Source organism: Pseudomonas sp. NFX98, from assembly GCF_047784845.1.
GTDB lineage: Bacteria > Pseudomonadota > Gammaproteobacteria > Pseudomonadales > Pseudomonadaceae > Aquipseudomonas.
This window is the reverse complement of record NZ_JBLNNF010000006.1, coordinates 163,499-186,333: the sequence shown is the minus strand read 5'-3', so window position 1 is coordinate 186,333 and position 22,835 is coordinate 163,499. Positions and strand designations below refer to the sequence as shown.

The window sequence follows — 22,835 nt, the reverse complement described above, 5'->3', positions numbered from 1 at the left end:
ATCGCAGCCTTCGGCAGCTCCTACAGGGAGATGTGTGGCGGTTTTACAGAATACGCACGCGCAACGAACGGCCCTTGATCTTGCCGTCGTTCAAGCGCTGCAGGGCCTGCTTGGCAACCCCGCGATCCACAGCCACGTAAGCCTGGAAGTCGAAAATCGCGATCTTGCCGACCTGCGCGCCCGGAATGCCGGCGTCACCGGTCAGAGCGCCAAGGATGTCGCCCGGACGAACCTTGTCTTTACGGCCGGCGCCGATGCACAGGGTGCTCATCTGCGGCAGCAGCGGACCGCCACCCTGTGAGACGAGGTTGTCCACCTGATCCCAGGTCAATGGCGACTTCTGCAATTGTTCGATGGCTTGTGCGCGCTGCGCTTCGGACGGCGCAACCAGGCTGATCGCCAGGCCTTTCTCGCCGGCACGACCGGTACGGCCGACGCGGTGGATGTGGATTTCCGAGTCACGGGCCAGCTCGACGTTGATCACCATGTCCAGCGAATCGATGTCCAGACCACGGGCGGCGACGTCGGTGGCGACCAGTACCGAGGTGCTGCGGTTGGCGAACATCGCCAACACCTGATCGCGGTCACGCTGTTCCAGATCGCCGTGCAGGCCAACGGCGGAGATGCCTTTGGCGGTCAGGTGATCGACGGTTTCCTGAACCTGTTGCTTGGTGTAGCAGAACGCCACGCAGGACGCCGGGCGGAAGTGGCCGAGGACCTTGGTCACGGCGCTCATGCGCTCTTCCGGGGAAATCTCGTAGAAGCGCTGCTCGATCTGCGTGTCGTCGTGGAACGCTTCTGCCTTCACTTGCTGCGGGTTGCGCATGAACTTCGAAGCCAGTTGCTTGATGCCCACCGGGTACGTGGCCGAGAACAGCAATGTCTGGCGACGCTCCGGGGACTGCATGATGATTTCTTCGATGGAATCGTAGAAACCCATGTCGAGCATGCGGTCGGCTTCGTCGAGGATCAGCGTGTTCAGGCCGTGAAGGACCAGCGAGCCCTTGCGCAAGTGCTGCTGAATGCGCCCCGGCGTGCCGACGATGATGTGCGCACCGTGTTCCAGCGAAGCGATCTGCGGGCCGAGGGACACGCCGCCGCACAGGGTCAGGACCTTGATGTTGTCTTCGGCGCGGGCCAGACGACGGATTTCCTTGGCGACCTGATCGGCCAGCTCACGGGTCGGGCAGAGGATCAGGGCCTGGCAACCGAAGTAGCGCGGATTGATCGGGTTCAACAGGCCGATACCGAACGCGGCGGTCTTGCCGCTGCCGGTCTTGGCCTGGGCGATCAGGTCCATCCCCTTGAGGATCACCGGCAAGCTTTGCGCCTGGATCGGCGTCATCTGGGCATAACCGAGGGAGTCGAGGTTAGCCAGCATGGCGGCGGACAGCGGCAAAGTATTAAATTCGGTGGCGATGGTGGTCACGGGACTGGCCTGCAAAACAAAATGTCGCGCAGTGTACCAGTCCCGCTGCCACAACCTGCAAATTCTGGACGAGTTGTAGCAGCTGCCGAGGTACGAGGCTGCGTTGCGTGTCCGCAGGACCGCCATCGGGGGCTGCTTCGCCGCCCAACGCAGCCTCGTGCCTCGGCAGCTGCTACGGGTCAGTGTTCGATATCGTGCTCGCGGCTGACCACTCGTCGTCCGTCTTTGGGGGAGAGTTGCGAGAAGATCGTCGCGGCCAGCATGGCCATGATGCCTACCGTCACGAAGGTCAGCTGGAAGGCACCCAGAACCGTGTCTACACCGTCATTTCCAATCTCCGCCGTGAACCCGCCCAGCAGTGCACCGGCGCACGCAACGCCAAGGCTCAACGACAATTGCGCGACCACCGACAGCAGGCTGTTGCCGCTGCTGGCGCTGGCATCGTCGAGGTCGATCAGGGTCACGGTGTTCATCGCGGTGAACTGCAAGGAGTTGATCGCGCCGAGGATCGCCAGCAGGCACAACAGCAGCCAGTACGGCGTCTGCTCACTGACCAGGCCCATGCTCGCCAGCATGATCCCCAGCGCCAGGGTATTGCCGGTCAACACGATGCGGTAGCCCAAACGTTCGATCAGCGGCCGCGCCACCCACTTGGCGATCATCGCCGCCGCAGCAAGCGGCAGCATGCTCATCCCCGCTTGCGACGGCGAATACCCCAGCGCCACTTGCAGCAGCAATGGCACCAAAAACGGCAGGGCGCCGCTGCCGAGGCGGGCGAACAGGTTGCCGAGAATGCCCACGGCAAAAGTCCGGGTCTTGAACAGTGACGGCGCGAACAGCGGATTGTCGATGTGCCCGGCGCGCAACCAGTACGCCGCCAGACACGCCATCCCTCCGAATAACAGCAGCATCACCCGCAGGTGCGGCAAGTGCAGTTCGCCGAGGCCTTCCATGGCGACGGTGATCAGGATCATCGCCGCGCCAAACAGCACGAAACCCAGGCTATCGAAGCGCGTGCGCTCGGAACCGCGCAGGTCGGGGATGAATTTCCACACGGCGTAACAGCCAATCACGCCGACCGGCAGATTGATCAGGAAGATCCAGTGCCAGGTCAGGTATTGCACCATCCAGCCGCCCATGGTCGGGCCGATCAGCGGGCCGAGCAGGCCGGGAATGGTAATGAAGCCCATGATCCGCACCAGTTCCGAGCGGGGGTAGGCACGCAGCACCACCAATCGCCCGACCGGCAACATCAGCGCACCCCCCAGGCCCTGGATTATCCTGGCGCCGATCAGCTGAGTGAGGGTGGTCGACAATGCGCAGAGCAACGAGCCGAAGCTGAATAGCAGAATCGCGCTGAAGAAGATTTTCCTGGTGCCGAAGCGGTCCGCGATCCAGCCCGAGGCGGGGATCAGCAAGGCGACGGTGAGCATGTAGGCGATGATCACGCCTTGCATGCGCAGTGGGTCTTCGGCCAGGTCGCTGGCCATGGCGGGCAGGGCGGTGTTGAGGATCGTCCCGTCGAGGGACTGCATGAAAAACGCGATGGCGACGACCCACGGCACCCAGCGGGCGGTGACAGGGTCGAGAGGCGGGCGGTTGGGCATGGGACCTCTTGGTGTGGTCGGGTAACCGAACCCTGTGGGAGCGGGCTTGCCCGCGAAGGGGTCATAACATTCAACATCAATGTTGACTGACCCGCCGCTTTCGCGGGCAAGCCCGCTCCCACAGGTACTGTGTTTACAGAGTCAAAGTGAGCCGGCTGACCAATGCACCAGGCAACAACGCAGAAGCCGTCGCCCGCTGGCTGTAGGTACTCGCCGACAGCAACATCTCGCGCTCCTCGGTCAATGCTTCCAACTGCGAACCCAGCAGGCTGAACGCACTGTCATCGAAACGCATGGTGCTGACCGGTGCCTGAATCTCGCCGTTCTCGACCCAGAACGTCGCGAAGCGGGTCATGCCGGTCAGGCGTGCTGCCGGTTGATCCGAGAAATTCAGGTACCACAGGTTGCTGATGTACAAACCGGTGCCCAGTTGCTTGAGGATTTCTGCTTCGGGCAAATCACCGGCCTGCAAGTTCAAGGCACTCGGCGATTCGCCGCCGCTGGCGCCGTTGGCGGTCAAGCCGTATTCGGCGGCGCTGCGTGACCCGACCAGTTGCGCGCCGGCCTGCCCCTCGACAATCAACTTCAGATCGCTGCGTGGATAGCCTTCGTCAGAGAATGCCGGGCTCAGCGAACCACTGACTTTTTCATCCAGCGAGACCAGCGGACTGAAGTGTTGATCGCCCGCGTAGAGTTTCTGCAGCGGACTGCTTTTGCTGGCAATCGACTGCGCGGAAAACCCGCCCCAGCAAAGCATGCCCATGATTTCTTCCAGAGCGGCCGGCGCGAGGTAGGCGCGGTATTGTCCCGGTGCCAGAGTGCGTAGCGGCCGCCCCAGAAATTCAAGCTGCTCACGCGCCTGTTGGAAGCGCTTGGCAAAGCCTTCGCTGCTCCAGTCGTGCCCGGCATAGCTGGCTTTAACCGCCTGACCGTTTTCGTGGAACAGGCTGAAGTCGAAATTGAAGCTGTTGGCCTGATGCCAGCCAAATGCCCCGGCAGAACTGGCGAATCCACGACTGATTGGGCCGGCGGCGTAGAAGCCGACCATGTCGAGCCCTTCAGCAGCGCGGGTGATTTCGGCGACTGCTTGCTCAGTGTCCGGCAGCGGATGGTCCTGCACGTTCTTGCTTTGCCAGCCGTTGTAGTTGAGCAGCAGGTACGGGTCCTTTGGCAGCAACGGCAAGGTTTCGCGCAGCTGTTGCAGACCCTCGGCCAGACGCTGAAGGTCGACTTCAGGGTCACCCGCCAGGGTGATCTGCAGATCGGCGTGGCGACCATCGTTGATCAGTTTCAGGCCGATGCTTGCCTGCTGCACCTGCCCGGCCTGCCGTACCTTGGCGTGATTGAAACGCACGAAGGCCGACGACTCGGCGGCGTAACTAAGGGTGAACTGTTCCGGTTCGTGCAGCGCTGCACGCAATCCGGCGACCAAGGCCTTGAACGACTCGGCCTGAGATTTTGAAGTGCTCATCAGGCGTCTCCCCCAAATACATCAACGTTGCTGAACACACACGCTGGCGACGCGTGGCCGACACGAATGACCTGATTTGGCTCGCCTTTGCCGCAGTTCGGCGTGCCGAGAACCTTGAAGGTATTGGCATCGCCGACGGCGCTGAGGCTCTTCCAGAACTGCGCGGAAATGGCCCGGTAGTTCGGGTTTTTCACCACACCCTTGAGTTCGCCGTTTTCGATCAGCTGGCCCCATTCGCAACCGAACTGGAACTTGTTGCGCGCATCGTCGATGGACCACGAACGGTTGGTGCTCATCAGGATGCCGTGTTCGATATTGCCAATCAGTTGTTCCAGCGGTTGATCGCCCGGCTCGATGTTCAGGTTGGCCATGCGGTCGATCGGCGGACGATTCCAGCCACAGGCGCGGCTATTGGCGACACCGTCCATGCCGGCGCGAAATTGCGACAACGCTCCGCCCAATGGCCGCAACAACAGGCCTTCGCGAATCAGGAATTGTTTGCTGGCGGCTGTGCCGTCGTCGTCATGGCCGTAACTGGCGAGCTGTTCGGGGATGTCCGGATCGAAGGTCACGTTGAGCAGTTTCGAACCGTATTGCAGGCGGCCGAAGTCTTCGGCTTTGACGAAACTGGTGCCGGCATAATTACGTTCGTCGCCAAGGATGCGGTCCAGCTCCAGCGGGTGGCCGATGGATTCGTGGATCTGCAGCATCATCTGGTCGGGCATCAGCAGCAGGTCGCGCGGACCTTGCGGTGTATTCGGCGCGAGCAGCAATTGCAGTGCCTGATCGGCGATTTTTACTCCGGCGCCGATCAATCCGCAGCGGCTGATGACATCAAAGCCACCCTGTTGGCCGAAGTTTTCCCGGCCGAGGGTGCGGGTCTGGCTGTCGTTGCCGTCGTAGGCGGTGACATCGAGGCCGGGGTAGACGAAGCGCTGGGCTTGGCGCAGCTCTGCGCCGGCGCTGTTGAGGTAAATCTGCTCGACGTGGGTGATGCCGATGCTCACCTGCCAGTTCACCAGGCGCTCGTCCTTTGGAACGGCGGCGGATTCCGTACTGAGCAATTGGTAGCAATCGCTCAGGGACGGGAACGGTTGGTCGAGGTTCGGCGAAAGATAATCGGCGCGGTCACTGGAGACGGCTTGTTCGCGCAGGTCCAGCAGAGCATGCGGCTTGAGTCGACGGGCTTGTTGCTCGGCTCGGTCCAGCGCCGTTTGCAGGCCTTGTTGCGACAGATCATTGGTCGCGGCATAGGCTTCGACGCCGTTGACCCGCACGGTCAGCATTGCCCCTTCGTCCCGGCTCAGGCTTGGCGGTTCGGCGACGTTCTTGCGTACCGACAGGTACTGGCCGGACTCGCGCACATAACGCAGAGAAAAGAATTCAGCGCCCGTACGCAACGCAGCAAAGCGCTGCTTGAGCTGGGGGTGGAAATCGAACATTCGGGAACCTCCTTGGTATGGAGTGACGGTGACGCGGTGTTGCGAGGGGGGTGAAACGATTGCGTGGCGCTAGAGTAGGCCTGCGCGGGAGGAGGATCAAGTTTGGATCTGTGGAGGGGGCGTTGCAGGGGGTTGTGCGTTGTTTGTTCTGGCCTCATCGCGAGCAAGCTCGGCTCCTACGGTATTGGGTTGATCACCAAAATGTGATTCAACCTCGCACTTGTAGGAGCCGAGCTTGCTCGCGATTGGCCGCGACGCGGTGTAGTGCCTTACGCCGTCTGACCCACTTCCCGCATCGGTTTGCTCTTCACCGGTGCATCGCCTGCTACGTAGTAGTCGGCCTTGCTGCGCGGTAACGGCTGGCGGCCACGGATCTTGTCGGCGATTTTCTCGGCCATCATGATCGTCGGTGCATTCAGGTTGCCGGTGGTGATGATCGGCATGATCGAGGCATCGACTACGCGCAGGCCTTGCATACCGTGTACGCGACCTTCGCCATCGACCACGGCCATCTCGTCGGTGCCCATCTTGCACGAGCAGGACGGATGGAACGCGGTTTCGGCGTGTTCGCGGATGAACTTGTCCAGTTGCTCATCAGATTGCACGTCGATGCCCGGGCTGATCTCGCGACCACGGAAGGCGTCCAGTGCAGGTTGCTGCATGATTTCACGGGTCAGGCGGATGCCGTCGCGGAATTCCTGCCAGTCCTGCTCGGTGGCCATGTAGTTGAACAGGATGCTCGGGTGCTGGCGCGGGTCTTTCGACTTGGCCTGGATGCGACCGCGGCTTGGCGAACGCATGGAGCCCATGTGTGCCTGGAAGCCGTGCTCTTTAACACCGTTGCTGCCGTTGTAGTTAATCGCTACCGGCAGGAAGTGGTACTGAATGTTCGGCCATTCGAATTCCGGACGCGTACGGATGAAACCGCCGGCTTCGAACTGGTTGCTGGCGCCGATACCGGTGCCGTTGAACAGCCACTCGGCGCCGATGGCCGGCTGGTTGTACCAGAGCAGCGACGGGTACAGCGAGACCGGTTGGGTGCAAGCGTATTGCAGGTACAGCTCAAGGTGATCCTGCAGGTTTTCACCGACGCCCGGCAGGTCGTGGACCACCGGAATGTCGAGCTTGTTCAGCAATTCGGCCGGGCCGACGCCGGAGCGTTGCAGGATCTGCGGCGAAGCGATGGCGCCGGAGCATAGCAGCACTTCCTTGCGCGCTTTGACTTCAACGCGCTCTTCAGCGTCGCCAACCAGGTAACGCACGCCGACCGCGCGCTTGCCGTCGAACAGGATCTTGTCGGTCAGGGCGTGGGTGACGATGGTCAGGGTCGAACGCTTCTTGGCGACGTCCAGGTAACCACGGGCGGTGGAGGCACGACGACCTTTCGGCGTCACGGTGCGGTCCATCGGGCCGAAGCCTTCCTGCTGGTAACCGTTGAGGTCTTCGGTGCGCGGGTAACCGGCCTGCACGCCGGCTTCAACCATGGCGTGGAACAGCGGATTGTTGCCGGCTTTCGGCGTGGTCACGCTGACCGGGCCTTCGCCACCGTGGTAGTCGTTCGGGCCGATGTCGCGGGTTTCCGCTTTGCGGAAGTACGGCAGGCAATCGAGGTACGACCAGTCTTCCAGGCCTGGCAGTTTCGCCCAGCCGTCGTAGTCCATGGCGTTGCCGCGGATGTAGCACATGCCGTTGATCAGCGAGGAACCACCCAGGCCCTTGCCGCGACCGCACTCCATGCGACGACCGTCCATGTGTGGCTCGGCATCGGTTTCGTAGGCCCAGTTGTAGCGACGGCCTTGCAGCGGAAACGCCAGCGCCGCAGGCATTTGCGTGCGGAAGTCGAAACGGTAGTCGGGGCCGCCCGCTTCGAGCAGCAGGACGGTGACGCCTGCGTCTTCAGTCAGACGGGTCGCCAGGGTGTTACCGGCCGAGCCGGCACCGATGATGATGTAATCGAATACTTGGGACATTGAATGCACCCTCTTTGAAGTTGGTTCAGGTCAGGCCTTGGCGAGTGCTGCGCACTCGATCGCGGGCAAGCCTTGCTCCTACAGGATCGAGGTTTGCCGCAGGTTTTGTGCACGACACAAAACCTGTAGGAGCAAGGCTTGCCCGCGATGACGGCATCACAGGCAGCGCATGGCTGGGGTCTTAGAACACCGAGACGTAATCGCCCAGTTCGACCTGTACCGATTTGATGCGGGTGAAGTTGTTCAGCGAGCTGATGCCGTTCTCACGGCCGACACCCGACTGCTTGTAGCCGCCGACCGGCATCTTGGCGTCGGACTCGCCCCAGGCGTTGATCCAGCAGATACCGGCTTCCAGCTGATGAATCACGCGGTGGGCGCGGTTCAGATCCTTGGTGACGATACCGGCGGCCAGACCGAAGTCGGTGTCGTTGGCGCGGCGGATCACTTCTTCTTCGGTTTCGTACGACAGGATCGCCATCACCGGGCCAAAGATTTCCTCACGGACGATGGTCATGTCGTCGGTGCAATCGGTGAACACGGTCGGCGCGACGAAGGCACCTTTGCCGAATTCGCCGTCGGTCAGACGCTCGCCGCCGCACAGAACGCGTGCACCTTCTTCCTTGCCCTTGGCGATGTAGCCCAACACGCTTTCCATGTGCGCGAAGCTGACCAGCGGACCGAAGTTGGTGTTTTCGTCTTCCGGGTTACCGATGCGGATACGCGCAACGCGCTCAGCGATCTTGGCTTCGAAAGCGGCTTTCAGTTGAGCCGGTACGAACACGCGAGTGCCGTTGGTGCAGACCTGGCCGGAGCTGTAGAAGTTGGCCATCATCGCGGTGTCGGCAGCGCGATCGAGGTCGGCGTCGTCGCAGATGATCAGCGGAGATTTGCCGCCCAGTTCCATGGTCACGTCTTTGAGCGACGAAGCCGAAGCGCTGGCCATGACTTTCTTGCCGGTGTCGGTGCCGCCGGTGAACGAGATCTTCTCGATGCGCGGGTGCTCGGTCAGCCAGGTGCCGACTTCGCGGCCGCTGCCGGTCAGGACGTTGAACACGCCGTTTGGCAGGCCGGCTTCGGTGTAGATCTCGGCCAGTTTCAGGGTGGTCAGCGAGGTGACTTCACTTGGCTTGAAGATCATCGCGTTACCGGCCGCCAGGGCAGGTGCGGATTTCCACAGGGCGATCTGGATCGGGTAGTTCCACGCGCCGATACCGGCCACGACGCCCAGCGGCTCGCGACGGGTGTAGACGAACGACGTAGTGCGCAGCGGAATCTGCTCGCCTTCGATGGCCGGCACCAGGCCTGCGTAGTATTCCAGCACGTCAGCGCCGGTAACGATGTCGACGTACTTGGTTTCGGAGAACGATTTACCGGTGTCCAGGGTTTCCAGGGCGGCCAGTTCGTCGTTGCGCTCACGCAGGATGTCCACGGCGCGACGCAGGATGCGCGAACGCTCCATGGCGGTCATGGCGGCCCAGATTTTCTGGCCCTTTTCGGCGCTGACGACGGCGCGCTCAACGTCTTCCTTGGTCGCGCGTTGTACTTTTGCGAGGACTTCACCGTTAGCCGGGTTGATGGCTTCGAAAGTGGCGTCGCTGCTGGCGTCGCTGTAAGCACCATCGATGTAGAGTTTTTGCAATTCGAAACGGGCCATAAAGTCCTCGCAAGAGCATAAGTGGTTGGCACGGTCCGGTGGTTGAGCATTCTGTGTGTGCTCTAACTCACCCGCTTGGCCAGTTGGAAATCCATGTATTCGTAAGCGATCTGTTCCGCCTGCCCGGTGTCGAAAGCGTCTCCCGACAGCGCGCCGCGCAACCACAAGCCGTCAATCAACGCTGCCAGGCCCCGGGCGGCGCTGCGCGCATCATCGAGCGGCAGCACACGGCGGAACTGGCAGCACAGGTTGGAATACAGACGGTGATCGTTGATCCGCTGCAACCTGTGCAAAGACGGCTGGTGCATGCTGGTGGCCCAGAAGGCCAGCCAGGTTTTCATTGCCGGGCCGTTGACCTGGCTGGCGTCGAAGTTGCCTTCGATGATCACCTGCAGATGCGCCCGCGGGCTGTCATCTGTCAGCGCCAGTCGGCGCGCGGTGACGTTCTCGCTCAGCACCGTCATCAAGTACCCCATGGTGGCGGCAATCAGGCCGTTCTTGTCCTGAAAGTAGTGACTGATGATGCCGTTCGAGACACCGGCCAAACGGGCGATCAGCGCAATGCTGGCGTCCCCCATTCCGACCTGATCGACGGCCTGCAAAGTGGCTTCGATCAATTGCTGGCGGCGGATGGGTTGCATACCGACCTTGGGCATCTTGCACATCTCCTTAGGCCTTCCGGCAGACGTAGAACGTCTATCGGCTTGTGGGCCAGTCTATTTTGTTTTGATTGAACGTTCAATCAACAAAGAATAAGATCTGCGACAAATCGTCGCTATCAACAGATTTTTCCTACAGGTTGCGGCGAAAAAATCGACTTCCGAAAATGCTCGAAACCTACGCGCCACGGCGCTTCAGGCTTTCGGGCTTTTTTCGGGGTGTCTTTATATCACCCGCTGGTCGGCTGCCCACTAACCGATTGGTCGGGTAACACGTTTGTCTTGCGTTCTTCTCTCGCACTGCCCGGAGCATCTGTGCCATGAGTTCTGCCTCGCTAATAAAGACCCCACCCGAGAAGGTGACGGTCAACGGTTGTGTGTTCTACACCTCTACCGCGTTGATTCTGTTGTTGACCGCCATTCTGATCATCGCCCCGCAAGAGGCCGGCAGAATGCTGGGTACGGCTCAGGCCTGGTTGTCCCGCAGCTTTGGCTGGTACTACATGGTGGTGATTGCCGCCTATCTGATTTTCGTGGTCGGCCTGGCGTTTTCGTCCTACGGCAAACTGAAACTGGGCAGCAAGGACGACACCCCGGACTTCAGCTACGGCGCCTGGGCGGGGATGCTGTTCTCGTCGGGTATCGGCATTTCGTTGCTGTACTTCGGTGCTTCCGAACCGCTGGATCACTACTTCAATCCGCCGGAAGGCGTGGCAGGCAGCAACCTCGCGGCACGTCAGGCGGTGCAGCTGACGTTCCTGCACTGGGGCCTGCACGGCTGGGCGATCTACGCATTGGTCGGTCTGGCCGTTGCTTACTTTGCCTACCGTCACAACCAGCCGCTGGCGTTGCGCTCGGCGCTGTATCCGCTGGTGGGTGAGCGCTGGGTCAAAGGCGCGGCCGGTCATGCGGTAGACGGCTTCGGCATGTTCGTGACCCTGTTGGGTCTGGTGACCAACCTGGGGATTGGTTCGCTGCAAGTGTCGTCGGGCCTGGAAAACCTGTTCGGCATGGAGCACAGCAACACCAACCTGCTGATCGTGATCATCGTGATGAGCACCGTGGCAACCATCGCTGCTGTGTCGGGTGTGGAAAACGGCATTCGTCGTCTGTCCAACCTGAACATCGTGCTGTTCAGCGGCCTGCTGATTTTCGTGCTGCTGTTTGGTCCGACCCTGCACCTGCTCAACGGCTTCGTACAGAACGTCGGTGACTACCTGAACGGCGTGGTGCTGAAGACTTTCGATCTGTATGTGTACGAAGGCGACGGTGAGAAGTCTGACCGCTGGTTGGGCCTGTGGACGCTGTTCTACTGGGCCTGGTGGATTTCCTGGGCGCCATTCGTAGGCATGTTCATCGCGCGTATTTCCCGTGGCCGTACGGTGCGTGAGCTGGTGGCCGGCGTGCTGCTGATTCCGCTGGGTTTCACCCTGGCGTGGCTGTCGATCTTCGGTAACTCGGCCCTGGACCTGGTGATGAACCACGGAGCGGTGGAGCTTGGGAAAACGGCGCTGGAACAGCCGTCCATGGCGATCTACCAGTTGCTTGAGCATTACCCGGCGTCGAAGGTTGTGATCGGCGTATCGATTTTCGTTGGTTTCGTGCTGTTCCTGACTCCTGCGGATTCCGGCGCGGTGATGATGGCCAACCTTTCCTGCAAGGGCGGCAACGTCGACGAAGACGCTCCGCACTGGCTGCGGATTTTCTGGTCGGCGGTGATTACCCTGGTGACCATCGGCCTGCTGTTCGCCGGTAACTTCGAAGCCATGCAGACCATGGTGGTGCTGGCCGGCCTGCCGTTCTCGGTGGTGCTGGTGTTCTTCATGTTCGGCTTGCACAAGGCCATGCGCCAGGACGTGCAGATCGAACAGGAGCAAGCGGAGTTGGCGGCGCGCGGTCGTCGTGGTTTCAGTGAGCGTTTGACGCAACTGGACCTGCAACCGAGCCAGTCGGTGGTCCAGCGTTTCATGGACAAGCATGTGAGCCCGGCATTGCAGGACGCGACGACGCAAATGCGTGCTCAAGGCCTGGAAGTGCAGACGCTGCTGGGCAAGTCCAAGCGTTGCATGGGCGTGCGGGTCGAGATGGAAGAGGGCAACCCGTTTGTCTACGAAGTCAGCCTGGACGGTTATCTGGCCACGCCAACCGAGTCTGCGCAGTCCGATGAAGCGCGTCAGCGCTATTACCGTGCCGAGGTGTACCTGCACAACGGCAGCCAGGATTACGACCTGATGGGCTTCACTCAGGATCAGATCACGCGGGATGTGCTCGATCAGTTTGAAAGCCATCGGCAGCTCCTTGGCCGGGTGTATAGCTAAGTAACCAGTAGCGCGGTGTTTCTGCCTGAAGCACCGCGTTGTTCCTTTAAAAAGATCGCAGCCTTCGGCAGCTCCTACTTTGATCGCATTCCCCTGTGGAGCTGCCGAAGGCTGCGATCTTTTGACCTTCAAACAAAAACGCCGCGATCCTCTCGCGGCGTTTTTGTGTCTGTTGCCTTTACCCCAGGTTCTTGCCGAGCAGCGCGTGATACAGCTCGCTGTCGCCGAGAATCCCCACCACATGGTTGTTGTCGTGCAGCACTAGCTTGTTTCCGGTCTGATAACGAATCTGCAACGCGTCGCGCATGCCGATGTTCGAATCCACCAATGTCGGTTTGCGACCCAGGCCTTCAACGGCCTGGCCCGGTACCCAGTTCTGCAAGTCCAGCGCAGAGCCGTTCTGACGAGCACCTTTGATGGTGTTGCCTTCCGCCAGGTCCAGCCACGAATCGCCACCCGGATCGAGGCACACCGAACCGTTGATGCGTTTGCAGTTGTCCAGGGTGCGCATCAGGCTGCGACCGCACAGCACGTTCAGCGGGTTGGTATGGGCGACGAAAGTCCGCACATAGTCGTCCGCCGGGTTGAGTACGATTTCTTCCGGCTTGCTGTACTGGATGATCCGGCCGTCTTTCATGATCGCAATGCGGCTACCAAGCTTCAGGGCTTCATCAAGGTCGTGGCTCACGAATACGATGGTTTTGCTCAGCTTGCGTTGCAGCTCCAGAAGTTCGTCCTGCAAACCCTGGCGGATCAGTGGGTCGAGTGCCGAGAACGGTTCGTCCATCAGCAAAATGTCGGCGTCCATCGCCAGCGCACGGGCCAGGCCTACACGCTGCTGCATGCCGCCGGACAACTCATCGGGTTTCTTGTTGCGCCATTGGGTCAGGCCCACCAGTTCGAGTTTTTCATCGACCAGTTTCTTGCGTTCCTTCTCCGGACGACCCTGCATTTCCAGACCGAAACTGATGTTTTCGCGCACCGTCAGCCAAGGCATCAGGGCGAACTTCTGGAACACCATCGCGATGCGCTTGGTGCGCATCATTTTCAGTTCGGCCGGGGTACAGGAAGCAATGTTGATCTGCTTGCCTTCGTGCTCGACGAACAGCTTGCCGCGGCTGACGGTGTTGAGGCCGTTGATGCAGCGCAGCAGGCTGGATTTGCCCGAGCCGGACAAGCCCATCAGTACGCAGATTTCACCTTTCTCGACATCCAGGCTGGCCTTTTCCACGCCAACGATCTGCCCGGTCTTTTTCAGGATCTCGCTGCGGGTCAAACCTTGATCGAGAAGCTTCAGGGCTTCGCGCGGATCCCTGGTGAAGATCACATCGACGTCTTCAAAGCGAATAATGCTCATGCGTCACCCCCTACTTTGGCGTCGGGTTGTTTGCAGATACGGTCGAGCATGATCGCCAGCAGTACGATCGCCAGGCCCGCTTCGAAGCCCAGGGCGATATCAGCAGTGTTCAGTGCGTTGACCACCGGTTTGCCGAGTCCATCGGCGCCTACCAGTGCCGCGATCACCACCATCGACAACGACAGCATTATGCACTGGGTGATGCCCGCCGCGATGCTTGGCATGGCGTGGGGCAGTTCGATGCGTGAGAGCAGCTGACGGCGCGAGCAGCCGAAGGCCTTGCCGGCGTCCATCAATTCTTGCGGGACATCGCGGATGCCCAGGTAGGTCAGGCGGATGGGCGCGGCAATCGCGAACACCACCGTCGAGATCAGACCCGGGACCACACCCAGACCGAAGAGGGTCAGGGTAGGAATGAGGTATACGAAGGTCGGTACGGTCTGCATCAGATCGAGCACCGGACGCATCATGGTGTAGAACATCGGTTTGTGCGCGGCGACGATACCCAACGGTACGCCGATGACCACGCAGACCAGGGTGGCGAACAACACCTGGGCGAGGGTTTCCATGGTTTCCTGCCAGTACCCCAGGTTGAGGATCAGCAGAAAGGAAGCGATAACGAAGACGGTCAGTCCCCATTTGCGCTGGATGAAGTGCGCCAGTATTGCGATCAGGCCGATCAAGACCAGCGGGTTGAACCAGGTCAGCGCAAACGTCACGCCGTGGATCATCGTTTCCAGTGACACGGCAATTGCGTCGAAGGTGTTGGCGCCGTGTTGCGTCAACCATTCAACGAAGCCTGCGATGTACTGGCCTAAAGGTATTTTCTGATCAATCAGCATGGTAGTGAACGTCCGCATGCAAGGAAATAAACAGCCCGGACGGCGTGAGCCGTCCGGCATAAGCGATGCTCCCTAATTCAAGGCGTCAGTTTGGCTTTCACGGCCTCCAGGCCTGGTTTACCGTCAATGGTGGTCACGCCAGCGAGCCAGGTATCGAGCACCTGTGGATTCTTTTTCAGCCAGGCCTTGGCGGCCGCGTCAGGCTTCATCTTGTCGTCCAGGATGTTGCCCATCAGTTCACTTTCCATGTCGACGGTGAACTCCAGGTTCTTCAGCAACTGGCCGACGTTGCTGCACTCCTCGGCGTAACCCTTGCGGGTGTTGGTCGCCACGGTGGCGGCACCGAAGTCCGGGCCGAAGAAATCGTCACCACCGGTCAAGTACTGAATCTTGAAGCGCTTGTTCATCGGGTGGGGGGCCCAGCCCAGGAAGACCACGGCGGTGTCGCGTTTCTGGGCGCGGTCGACCTGCGACAGCATGCCGGCTTCGCTGGACTCGACCACTTTGAAACCGGCGTCTTTAAGGCCGAAGGCGTTCTTGTCGATCATACTCTGGATCAGGCGATTACCGTCGTTGCCAGGCTCGATGCCATAGATCTTGCCGTCGAGTTCTTTCTTGAATTTGGCGATGTCGGCGAAGTCATGCAGCCCCTTGTCGTACAGCGCTTGTGGCACGGCGAGGGTGTACTTGGCACCCTTGAGGTTGGTGCGCACGGTTTCCACGGTGCCGGCATCGCGATACGCCTTGATGTCGTTTTCCATGGTCGGCATCCAGTTACCCAGGAACACGTCCATGTTCTTGCCGTCGGCCAGGGACTTGTAGGTCACGGGAACGGAAATCATGGTGGTCTTGGTCTTGTAGCCGAGGGCATTGAGGACAACGCTGGTGGTCGCGGTAGTCGCGGTGATATCGGTCCAGCCGACATCGGAGAAGTTTACGGTGCTGCATTGGGCCGGTTCGGCGGCTTGCGCCAGAACCGGCAGACTAAGCATGGCGGCCAACAACAACGACGGGGAACCTTTCATGGATGGACTCCTTGGTGTTTTTTTTGGCAGTGTTCCGACTGGACCACCGCACTTATAGGTTGCGGTTGGATGGCGTTTTGGAGACAGCTCTACCACGGCGCCTTGCAATCGAGTCGATATGATCATGTACCAGTGAAAATCTGACGCCTACAGGGTGCGTCGTAACCAGTACAGGGATGGTCGCATCCAGTGTCAGTGACGTCGTTTACAGATTTTTTCAGTCCCTTTTTCCCCTCTGCGCCGCAAAAAAACGGCGAAAACATGGCGCAAAACGCACACGGCGTTACTGGGCATGAGTGCGTCGGTGTGAGACGTCGAACGACATGACAAAAGGCTGATGATGCGGCCATCTCGGCGGATTGCAGCTTGAGCGTAGCAGCTCCGCCACCGGGCGCTTTTGCGTCTGGAGTTGGCTCATCCAGGAGTTCGGCAGTAATGGCTATCAGTGTTTTCGACCTGTTCAAAATCGGCATCGGCCCTTCCAGTTCGCACACCGTAGGGCCTATGCGGGCGGCGGCGCTGTTCGTACAGGGTTTGCGTGAGCGCGGATTGCTTGAGCAAGTGCGGCGCGTCGAAGTACAGCTCTATGGTTCGTTGTCGGCCACCGGCATCGGTCACGGCAGCGACAACGCGGTGATCATGGGCTTGATGGGCGAGTGGCCGGATGCGATCGATCCGTCGCAAATCGGCATTCGCATCGCCACCCTGCGTGAAACCCACACCCTGCTGCTTGATGGTCGTTTGTCGGTGCCGTTCGTTTGGAACAGGGACATGCGTCTGATCGACGAAAACCTGCCATTCCATCCGAATGCCATGACCCTGATTGTCGAAGGCGATGACGGCGAACTTCATCGCGACACCTACTATTCGGTCGGCGGCGGTTTTGTCGTCGATGAGTCGCAAGCCTCCAGCGGCGTGGTCGACCTGGATCGCACGGTGTTGCCGTACGATTTCTCCAGCGCGGCGGAGCTGCTGGCGCTGTGCAAAAAACACAACTTGCGCGTCGCTGAATTGATGCTGGCCAACGAGAAGGTCTGGCGCAGCGAAGAAGAAATCCGCAGCGGCCTGATGACGCTCTGGCGCGCCATGCAGGATTGCGTCGAGCAAGGCCTCAAGCACGAAGGCATCTTGCCCGGTGGCCTGAATGTGCGCCGGCGTGCGGCCAAGCTGCATCGCAGTTTGCAGGAGCTGAACAAGCCCAACGTGATCGGCTCGACACTGAGCGCAATGGAATGGGTCAACCTGTTCGCCCTGGCGGTCAACGAAGAAAACGCGGCCGGCGGGCGCATGGTCACGGCACCGACCAATGGTGCGGCGGGGATCATTCCGGCGGTATTGCACTACTTTATGAAATTCAGCGAAGACGTAACCGACGCCAATGTCGTCGACTACTTCCTGGGTGCTGCTTCAGTCGGGATTTTGTGTAAAAAGAACGCTTCGATCTCCGGTGCCGAAGTCGGTTGCCAGGGTGAAGTCGGCTCGGCTTGCGCGATGGCAGCGGCGGGGCTGGCGGAAATCCTCGGTGCTTCGCCGGAGCAGTTGTGCAACGCGGCGGAAATCGGCCTGGAACACAACCTCGGCCTGACGTGCGACCCGGTGGGTGGCCTGGTGCAAGTGCCTTGCATCGAGCGCAACGCCATTGCAGCAGTGAAAGCGATCAACGCGGCGCAGATGGCTTTGCGCGGTGATGGGCAGCACTTCATTTCGCTGGATCGGGTGATTCGCACGATGCGCGATACGGGTGCCGACATGCATGACAAATATAAGGAGACATCGCGGGGTGGGTTGGCGGTTAGTGCGGTTGAGTGTTGAGACTGAGTCAACCCCAATCGCTGGCAAGCCAGCTCCCACAGGTTTTGTGTCGATCACAAAAATTTTGTTCGCCTCGATCCCTGTGGGAGCTGGCTTGCCAGCGATTGCGCCAGACCAGTCAAAACTGCGCGCTAAGTGAACACCCGGTTTAGACCGCGCCACCTTTTGGCGCGTCGCTAACAGATAACTCGTCTCACCGATGGTCGGCTCCCATCCAAGGGCCGACCGTCCGTCACCCGTGCTTGCGGTGACACTCTTCCCCGGCTGCTCGCAGCCCTGTTCCCACAAGTGCTACCGATTTGCTCACCGCTTGTGGGCCGGGCACTTGCCAGTCCTGATGGCCATTTAAATCCTTACTCACTGCGTGTCATATACAGACACATTCCGACGTCGTTTTTAGGAGTTATTGAACGCGCATTCAAATTTAGGCACGGCAATTGCTCTGTCATTACAAAGCCCGTCTCCCACGCGAGAACGATGGCAATAACAAGAGCCTCCGCCTGAGGCCATCACCCGCTTTGTGTGAGGAGATACCGCGATGACGTCGTTCAACTCCGGGGCCCAACCCCAGAACCGTGCGCCTCAATCCATCGGCTTTCTGCTGCTGGACAATTTCACGCTGATTTCCCTGGCGTCCGCAGTGGAACCACTGCGCATGGCCAACCAGTTGTCCGGTCGTGAGCTGTATCGCTGGACCACCCTCACCGTCGATGGCGGTCAAGTCTGGGCCAGTGATGGTCTGCAAATCACCCCTGACGCCTCCATGCACAAAGCGCCACCTCTGGACACCGTGATTGTCTGCGGCGGTATCGGTATTCAACGTACGGTTACCCGCGAACACGTGTCTTGGCTGCAAAGCCAGGCGCGTCAGTCCCGTCGCCTCGGTGCGGTCTGCACCGGCAGCTGGGCCCTGGCCTGTGCGGGCCTGCTGGACGGTTTCGATTGCAGCGTGCACTGGGAATGCCTGGCGGCGATGCAGGAAGCGTTTCCGCGTGTGGCCATGAGCACTCGCCTGTTCACCCTCGACCGTAACCGTTTCACCAGTTCCGGTGGCACCGCGCCGCTGGACATGATGCTGCACTTGATCAGCCGTGATCACGGTCGCGAACTGTCCGCCGCAATCTCGGAGATGTTTGTCTACGAGCGCATCCGCAACGAGCAGGATCACCAGCGCGTGCCGCTCAAGCACATGCTCGGCACCAATCAGCCGAAGTTGCAGGAAATCGTTGCACTGATGGAAGCCAACCTGGAAGAGCCGATCGACCTCGACGAACTGGCGGTGTATGTCGCTGTGTCCCGTCGTCAGCTGGAGCGGCTGTTCCAGAAGTACCTGCATTGTTCGCCGTCGCGTTACTACCTGAAGCTGCGCCTGATCCGTGCGCGGCAGTTGCTCAAGCAAACGCCGATGTCGATCATCGAAGTGGCGTCGGTGTGTGGCTTCGTGTCCACGCCGCACTTTTCCAAGTGCTACCGCGAATACTTCGGTATTCCGCCGCGTGACGAACGCGTAGGGTCCAACACCACGCAGCAAGTGGCGATGATGCCGTTGCCGCAAGCCTTGGTGCTGTCGCCGTTGTCCGGGCCGTTGTCGGCGCTGAGTCAGGCGCGTAATGAGTCGACGTTCGCTAGCGTAAGGCTCTAAAACCGAGTTGCATTCATCGCGGGCAAGCCCGCTCCCACAGGGACCCTGGTTGGATCACAAATCTGCAATCCAACCTGAAAACCTGTGGGAGCGGGCTTGCCCGCGGTTGGATTTAACGGGTGGTATGGCTTTGCTGGTAATCCGACAACGCTGGCAATAATTGCTTGTCGATGGCCTGGCGCACGGCCGGCAGGATCGTCGCGCTGCTGGTGTACATCTCCTTGACCATCTTGCGCAGTTCATACGCCCGGGCATCGTCCAGGCCTCTTACGGCGCACTCGCACGCCTGCTCGGCGGTGGCGCCAACGGGCACTTGAAATCCCAATGCCTTGAGCTGGCCCAACAGGTCTTCCTGGTCTATCAAATCGGCGTACATCATGACGCAATCCTTCTTCAGGGAACGGTGTCGTGACTCGATTCTGGTGGGGGTGCCGGGTGTCGGCAAGGGCGATTTGTCGCAATGGCCGCAATGGCTATGAACAGGTCGTTTTCGGCTAACTTGCCGCGAGGAGGAGTGGGCACACTGGACCCAGCTCGCTTCACGAAGGTTTGGTCACCCTCGCTCGGCAGCTCCTCAACAGTACCCTCTGCCTCGATCCTGTCACGGCTTGATCGGGGCTTTTTTTGGCTGGTGGAAAGCAAAAGATCGCAGCCTTCGGCAGCTCCTACGGGGGCGCGTACCATCACGCTTTTGTAGGAGCCGCCGAAGGCTGCGATCTTTTAGCGGTTTAACGTTGCAACACCAGAATGCGCGACAACAACTCATCCCGGTCGACATAACAACCCTGGAAATGCCGTGCCCCCGTGGCGGGATCAAACGCATTGCGCGCATGCAGGGTGCGGCGGTTGTCGAAGCACCAAAGCTCACCCGGATTGAGCCGCTGCATCAGCCTGAAGCGGGGCTCGCGGGTCATCGCAATGAACCGACGATAGGCGTGATAGAGCTTGGGCATCTGCTCCACCGACGCATCGAACGGACCGCGCAGAAAGTTCGCCATGCGGATTTCCGACACTTGCCCCAAGGCATTCAAAGCGATGATCGGCGCGAGGCAGCGATAGTCGCTGTGGCGGTCCTTGTTGCGGAACTCCACGGGGATTTCACAGAGGCTGTTGAACGACTCCGGATCTTCCCGACGCAACGCATCGGCAATCGCGAAACCGTCGACGAAAATGCTCTCGCCACCCTCGGCGTCGTTCACCAGGCAATGCAGAAATTGCAGCCCCGGTTGCAACTCCCGGGTCGGCAGGTCGCTGTGCAGCGGCAGGTTGAACGCGGTGTAGGCGTTGCTGTCGGCGTCAGCCTTGGATTGCACGTTGAACAGCACGCCGAAATTGCTCTCGCGGATGAAGGAAATCCGCTGGGCGATCAGCTTCAACGAACCGGGTTCGGTGGGCACGCCACGGACCTGGGTCAAACCGGTATCGCGCACGGCCAGCAGCCATTGCAGCAAGGCGTCGTTGTCGTTCATCAGTGCGTGATATTCGAATACCGGCAACTGCAAATCGCTGTGCCAAAGCCTGGCTTTGGGTTTGCCTGCCAGACGCTCGGCGCGGGAATCGTCGTCATAGGCGTGCGCCCTCAGCCAACCTGGATCGAAGCGGCTGAGGTGGCCGTCCTGCCATTGAACGCACAGGCAACCCTCTGCGTCGACACTGGTCTCGGCGGGCAGCAGGTTCTCAGGTACGTCGACGATTTCCAGAACTTGTTCGCGGGTCACCGTGTAGACGCATTGCGGGCACGGGCAGTTGTCCCGCAGCCATTGATGGTGGAAAGGGCTGACGCGGTTATCGGCCCACTTCACCAGAACACGATCCGCCAAGGCCTGCACGCCTGTCAGCGCGCTGATCAACGGATAAGTACGGAAGTCGGCAAAAGCGGCGGCGGTGTTCATGGCGATCTCCTTGTTATTTTTTTGGTGGTAACGCGATCACTCGGCCGATGTATTCGGGGGTTGGCAGGTCGGTTTGTTCGGCGACGATGGCTTGCAGTTTGCCCAGGGTTGCTTCGCTGAACGGTGCGGAACGAGGACCGGCCAGATCCACGTGCAGCAGCATTTGCTCGTTGCCTGCCAGTTCCTTGTCGTCACCGACCAGATGCAGGCTGTGATAGAGGTGCAGGCGCTTGCTGTCGTGGGCGATGATTTGTGTGTGCACTTCAACGTCGGCGTCGAGCTTCACTTCGTGCAGGTAATTCAGGTGCAGCTCCAGGGTGAACAGCGAATTGCCGCTGGCTTCGCGGTTGTTGCTGTCCATGCCAAGGCGATCCATCAGGGCGTCGGTGGCGTAGCTGAAAATCAGCAGGTAGAAGGCGTCGCGCAGGTGGCCGTTGTAGTCGACCCAGTCGGGGATGATTCTGGTTTGGTAAGTGGTGAGGGTGGGCATGATTTCTGATCCGATTTGTAGGGTGACTGGACTGCCGCTATTGCGAGCAAGCTCGCTCCCACAGTGATTTGCAGTAGTAACACAATCTATGTCACTCAGCAGATCCCTTGTGGGAGCGAGCTTGCTCGCGATGGGGCCAGTCCTGATAGTCGATTACTCGCTGAACGCCATCCCATGCTTCTCTTTGGTGGTCTTCACCGCCTCTAGCACCGCCAGCAGGCAGTCATCACGATAGCGTTCCAGCGCCGAAATGCTGTGTTTGCCCAGTTGATCGCTGGTGCCGTCCACCACATCGTCGATCAGTTTGTCGGTCAGTTCCGGCGCCGGCAGATAGGTCCATGGCAACTGCAATGCCGGACCGAACTGGGCCATGAAGTGGCGCATACCGGCATCACCGCCGGCCAGAGTGTAGGTCAGGAACGTGCCCATGAACGACCAGCGCAGACCGGCGCCAAAACGGATCGCGTCGTCGATTTCACCAGTGGTTGCCACACCGTCGTTGACCAGGTGCAACGCCTCACGCCACAGCGCTTCAAGCAAGCGGTCAGCGATGAACCCAGGCACTTCCTTGCGCACGTGCAGCGGGCGCATGCCGAGGGATTCGTAGACTTTCATCGCCGCTTGCACGGCTTCGGGCGCAGTGTTTTTACCGCCGACCACTTCCACCAAAGGCAGCAGGTAAACCGGGTTGAACGGGTGACCGACCACGCAGCGTTCCGGGTGGGTCGAGCTCTCGTAGAACTCGCTCGGCAACAGGCCGGAAGTGCTGGAGCCGATCAGTGCATTGGGCTTGGCCGCCGCGCTGATTTTGCTGTGCAGTTCCAGTTTCAGCTCAAGGCGTTCCGGAGCACTTTCCTGGATGAAGTCAGCATCGCGAACGCATTCTTCGATGGTGGCGACGAAGCGCAAACGATCCTGCGAGGCACCGGGTGCCAGGCCTTGTTTCTCCAGTGCGCCCCAGGCATTGGCGACGCGTTTGCGCAGCGCGGCTTCGGCACCGGGCGCCGGGTCCCAGGCCACTACGTCGAGGCCGTGGGCGAGGGCGCGGGATACCCAACCGCTGCCGATGACACCGCTACCCAGCGCGGCGAAGGTTTTGATTTCGGTGATAAAGCTCATGGTGACTTCCTGAAGAGTTCGATGATCCCTGTAGGAGCTGCCGCAGGCTGCGATCTTTTGATCTTGTTTTTAGAGCAACATCAAAAGATCGCAGCCTGCGGCAGCT

17 protein-coding genes are annotated in these 22,835 nt (G+C 60.1%); 3 read left to right on the top strand and 14 right to left on the bottom strand.

The features are described 5' to 3' along the window. Positions 1–43 precede the first annotated feature (43 nt). The 7 genes from dbpA to betI form a co-directional block, all read right to left on the bottom strand. A complete protein-coding gene (gene dbpA, locus ACM110_RS10000) occupies positions 44–1,381 on the bottom strand; it encodes an ATP-dependent RNA helicase DbpA (RefSeq protein WP_416127739.1) in 1,338 nt (445 codons plus the stop codon). A 227-nt stretch (positions 1,382–1,608) separates the two neighbouring features. Next, on the bottom strand, positions 1,609–3,036 hold the full coding sequence (gene mdtD, locus ACM110_RS09995) for a multidrug transporter subunit MdtD (RefSeq protein WP_416127638.1): 1,428 nt from the start codon (positions 3,034–3,036) through the stop codon (positions 1,609–1,611). 133 nt (positions 3,037–3,169) lie between these two features. Beyond that, positions 3,170–4,507: a TldD/PmbA family protein gene (locus ACM110_RS09990; RefSeq protein WP_416127637.1), complete on the bottom strand. Its 1,338-nt coding sequence runs from the start codon at positions 4,505–4,507 to the stop codon at positions 3,170–3,172. Further along, a complete protein-coding gene (locus tag ACM110_RS09985; protein ID WP_416127636.1) occupies positions 4,507–5,949 on the bottom strand; it encodes a TldD/PmbA family protein in 1,443 nt (480 codons plus the stop codon). The genes ACM110_RS09990 and ACM110_RS09985 overlap by 1 nt, the downstream gene beginning before the upstream one ends. Before the next feature lie 269 nt (positions 5,950–6,218). Then, positions 6,219–7,919 (bottom strand): choline dehydrogenase, encoded by a 1,701-nt coding sequence (gene betA, locus ACM110_RS09980; protein WP_416127635.1) that lies wholly within the window; start codon positions 7,917–7,919, stop codon positions 6,219–6,221. Positions 7,920–8,100: 181 nt separating this feature from the next. Further along, a complete protein-coding gene (betB, locus tag ACM110_RS09975) occupies positions 8,101–9,573 on the bottom strand; it encodes a betaine-aldehyde dehydrogenase (RefSeq protein WP_416127634.1) in 1,473 nt (490 codons plus the stop codon). Between the two features lie 62 nt (positions 9,574–9,635). After that, a complete protein-coding gene (gene betI, locus ACM110_RS09970; protein ID WP_416127633.1) occupies positions 9,636–10,229 on the bottom strand; it encodes a transcriptional regulator BetI in 594 nt (197 codons plus the stop codon). 323 nt (positions 10,230–10,552) lie between these two features. Between betI and betT the strand changes: the two genes are divergently transcribed. Further along, positions 10,553–12,550 (top strand): choline BCCT transporter BetT, encoded by a 1,998-nt coding sequence (gene betT / locus ACM110_RS09965; protein WP_416127632.1) that lies wholly within the window; start codon positions 10,553–10,555, stop codon positions 12,548–12,550. 178 nt (positions 12,551–12,728) lie between these two features. Here the strand turns inward: betT and choV are convergent, their stop codons facing one another. The 3 genes from choV to ACM110_RS09950 form a co-directional block, all read right to left on the bottom strand. After that, the gene (gene choV / locus ACM110_RS09960; protein ID WP_416127631.1) at positions 12,729–13,907 is read right to left on the bottom strand and encodes a choline ABC transporter ATP-binding protein; all 1,179 of its coding nucleotides are present in this window, start codon (positions 13,905–13,907) and stop codon (positions 12,729–12,731) included. Then, positions 13,904–14,749 carry a choline ABC transporter permease subunit gene (choW, locus tag ACM110_RS09955; protein WP_416127630.1) on the bottom strand — a complete coding sequence of 282 codons (846 nt, stop codon included), beginning with the start codon at positions 14,747–14,749 and terminating at the stop codon, positions 13,904–13,906. The genes choV and choW overlap by 4 nt, the downstream gene beginning before the upstream one ends. A 77-nt stretch (positions 14,750–14,826) precedes the next feature. After that, on the bottom strand, positions 14,827–15,774 hold the full coding sequence (locus ACM110_RS09950; RefSeq protein WP_015097149.1) for a choline ABC transporter substrate-binding protein: 948 nt from the start codon (positions 15,772–15,774) through the stop codon (positions 14,827–14,829). A gap of 435 nt (positions 15,775–16,209) precedes the next feature. On the opposite strand from ACM110_RS09950, the gene ACM110_RS09945 reads away from it, so the two are divergent. Next, the gene (locus ACM110_RS09945; RefSeq protein WP_416127629.1) at positions 16,210–17,586 is read left to right on the top strand and encodes an L-serine ammonia-lyase; all 1,377 of its coding nucleotides are present in this window, start codon (positions 16,210–16,212) and stop codon (positions 17,584–17,586) included. A gap of 538 nt (positions 17,587–18,124) precedes the next feature. Continuing rightward, positions 18,125–19,228: a GlxA family transcriptional regulator gene (locus ACM110_RS09940; protein WP_047534337.1), complete on the top strand. Its 1,104-nt coding sequence runs from the start codon at positions 18,125–18,127 to the stop codon at positions 19,226–19,228. Positions 19,229–19,340: 112 nt separating this feature from the next. On the opposite strand, the gene ACM110_RS09935 is transcribed toward ACM110_RS09940, so the two are convergent. The 4 genes from ACM110_RS09935 to ACM110_RS09920 form a co-directional block, all read right to left on the bottom strand. Then, the gene (locus ACM110_RS09935) at positions 19,341–19,607 is read right to left on the bottom strand and encodes a hypothetical protein (RefSeq protein WP_416127628.1); all 267 of its coding nucleotides are present in this window, start codon (positions 19,605–19,607) and stop codon (positions 19,341–19,343) included. A gap of 349 nt (positions 19,608–19,956) precedes the next feature. After that, complete coding sequence (locus ACM110_RS09930; RefSeq protein WP_416127627.1) at positions 19,957–21,120, bottom strand: gamma-butyrobetaine dioxygenase; 1,164 nt, start codon at positions 21,118–21,120, stop codon at positions 19,957–19,959. A 13-nt stretch (positions 21,121–21,133) separates the two neighbouring features. After that, on the bottom strand, positions 21,134–21,610 hold the full coding sequence (locus ACM110_RS09925) for a thioesterase family protein (RefSeq protein ID WP_416127626.1): 477 nt from the start codon (positions 21,608–21,610) through the stop codon (positions 21,134–21,136). Between the two features lie 153 nt (positions 21,611–21,763). Further along, on the bottom strand, positions 21,764–22,729 hold the full coding sequence (locus ACM110_RS09920; protein WP_007985952.1) for an L-carnitine dehydrogenase: 966 nt from the start codon (positions 22,727–22,729) through the stop codon (positions 21,764–21,766). Positions 22,730–22,835: the final 106 nt, after the last annotated feature.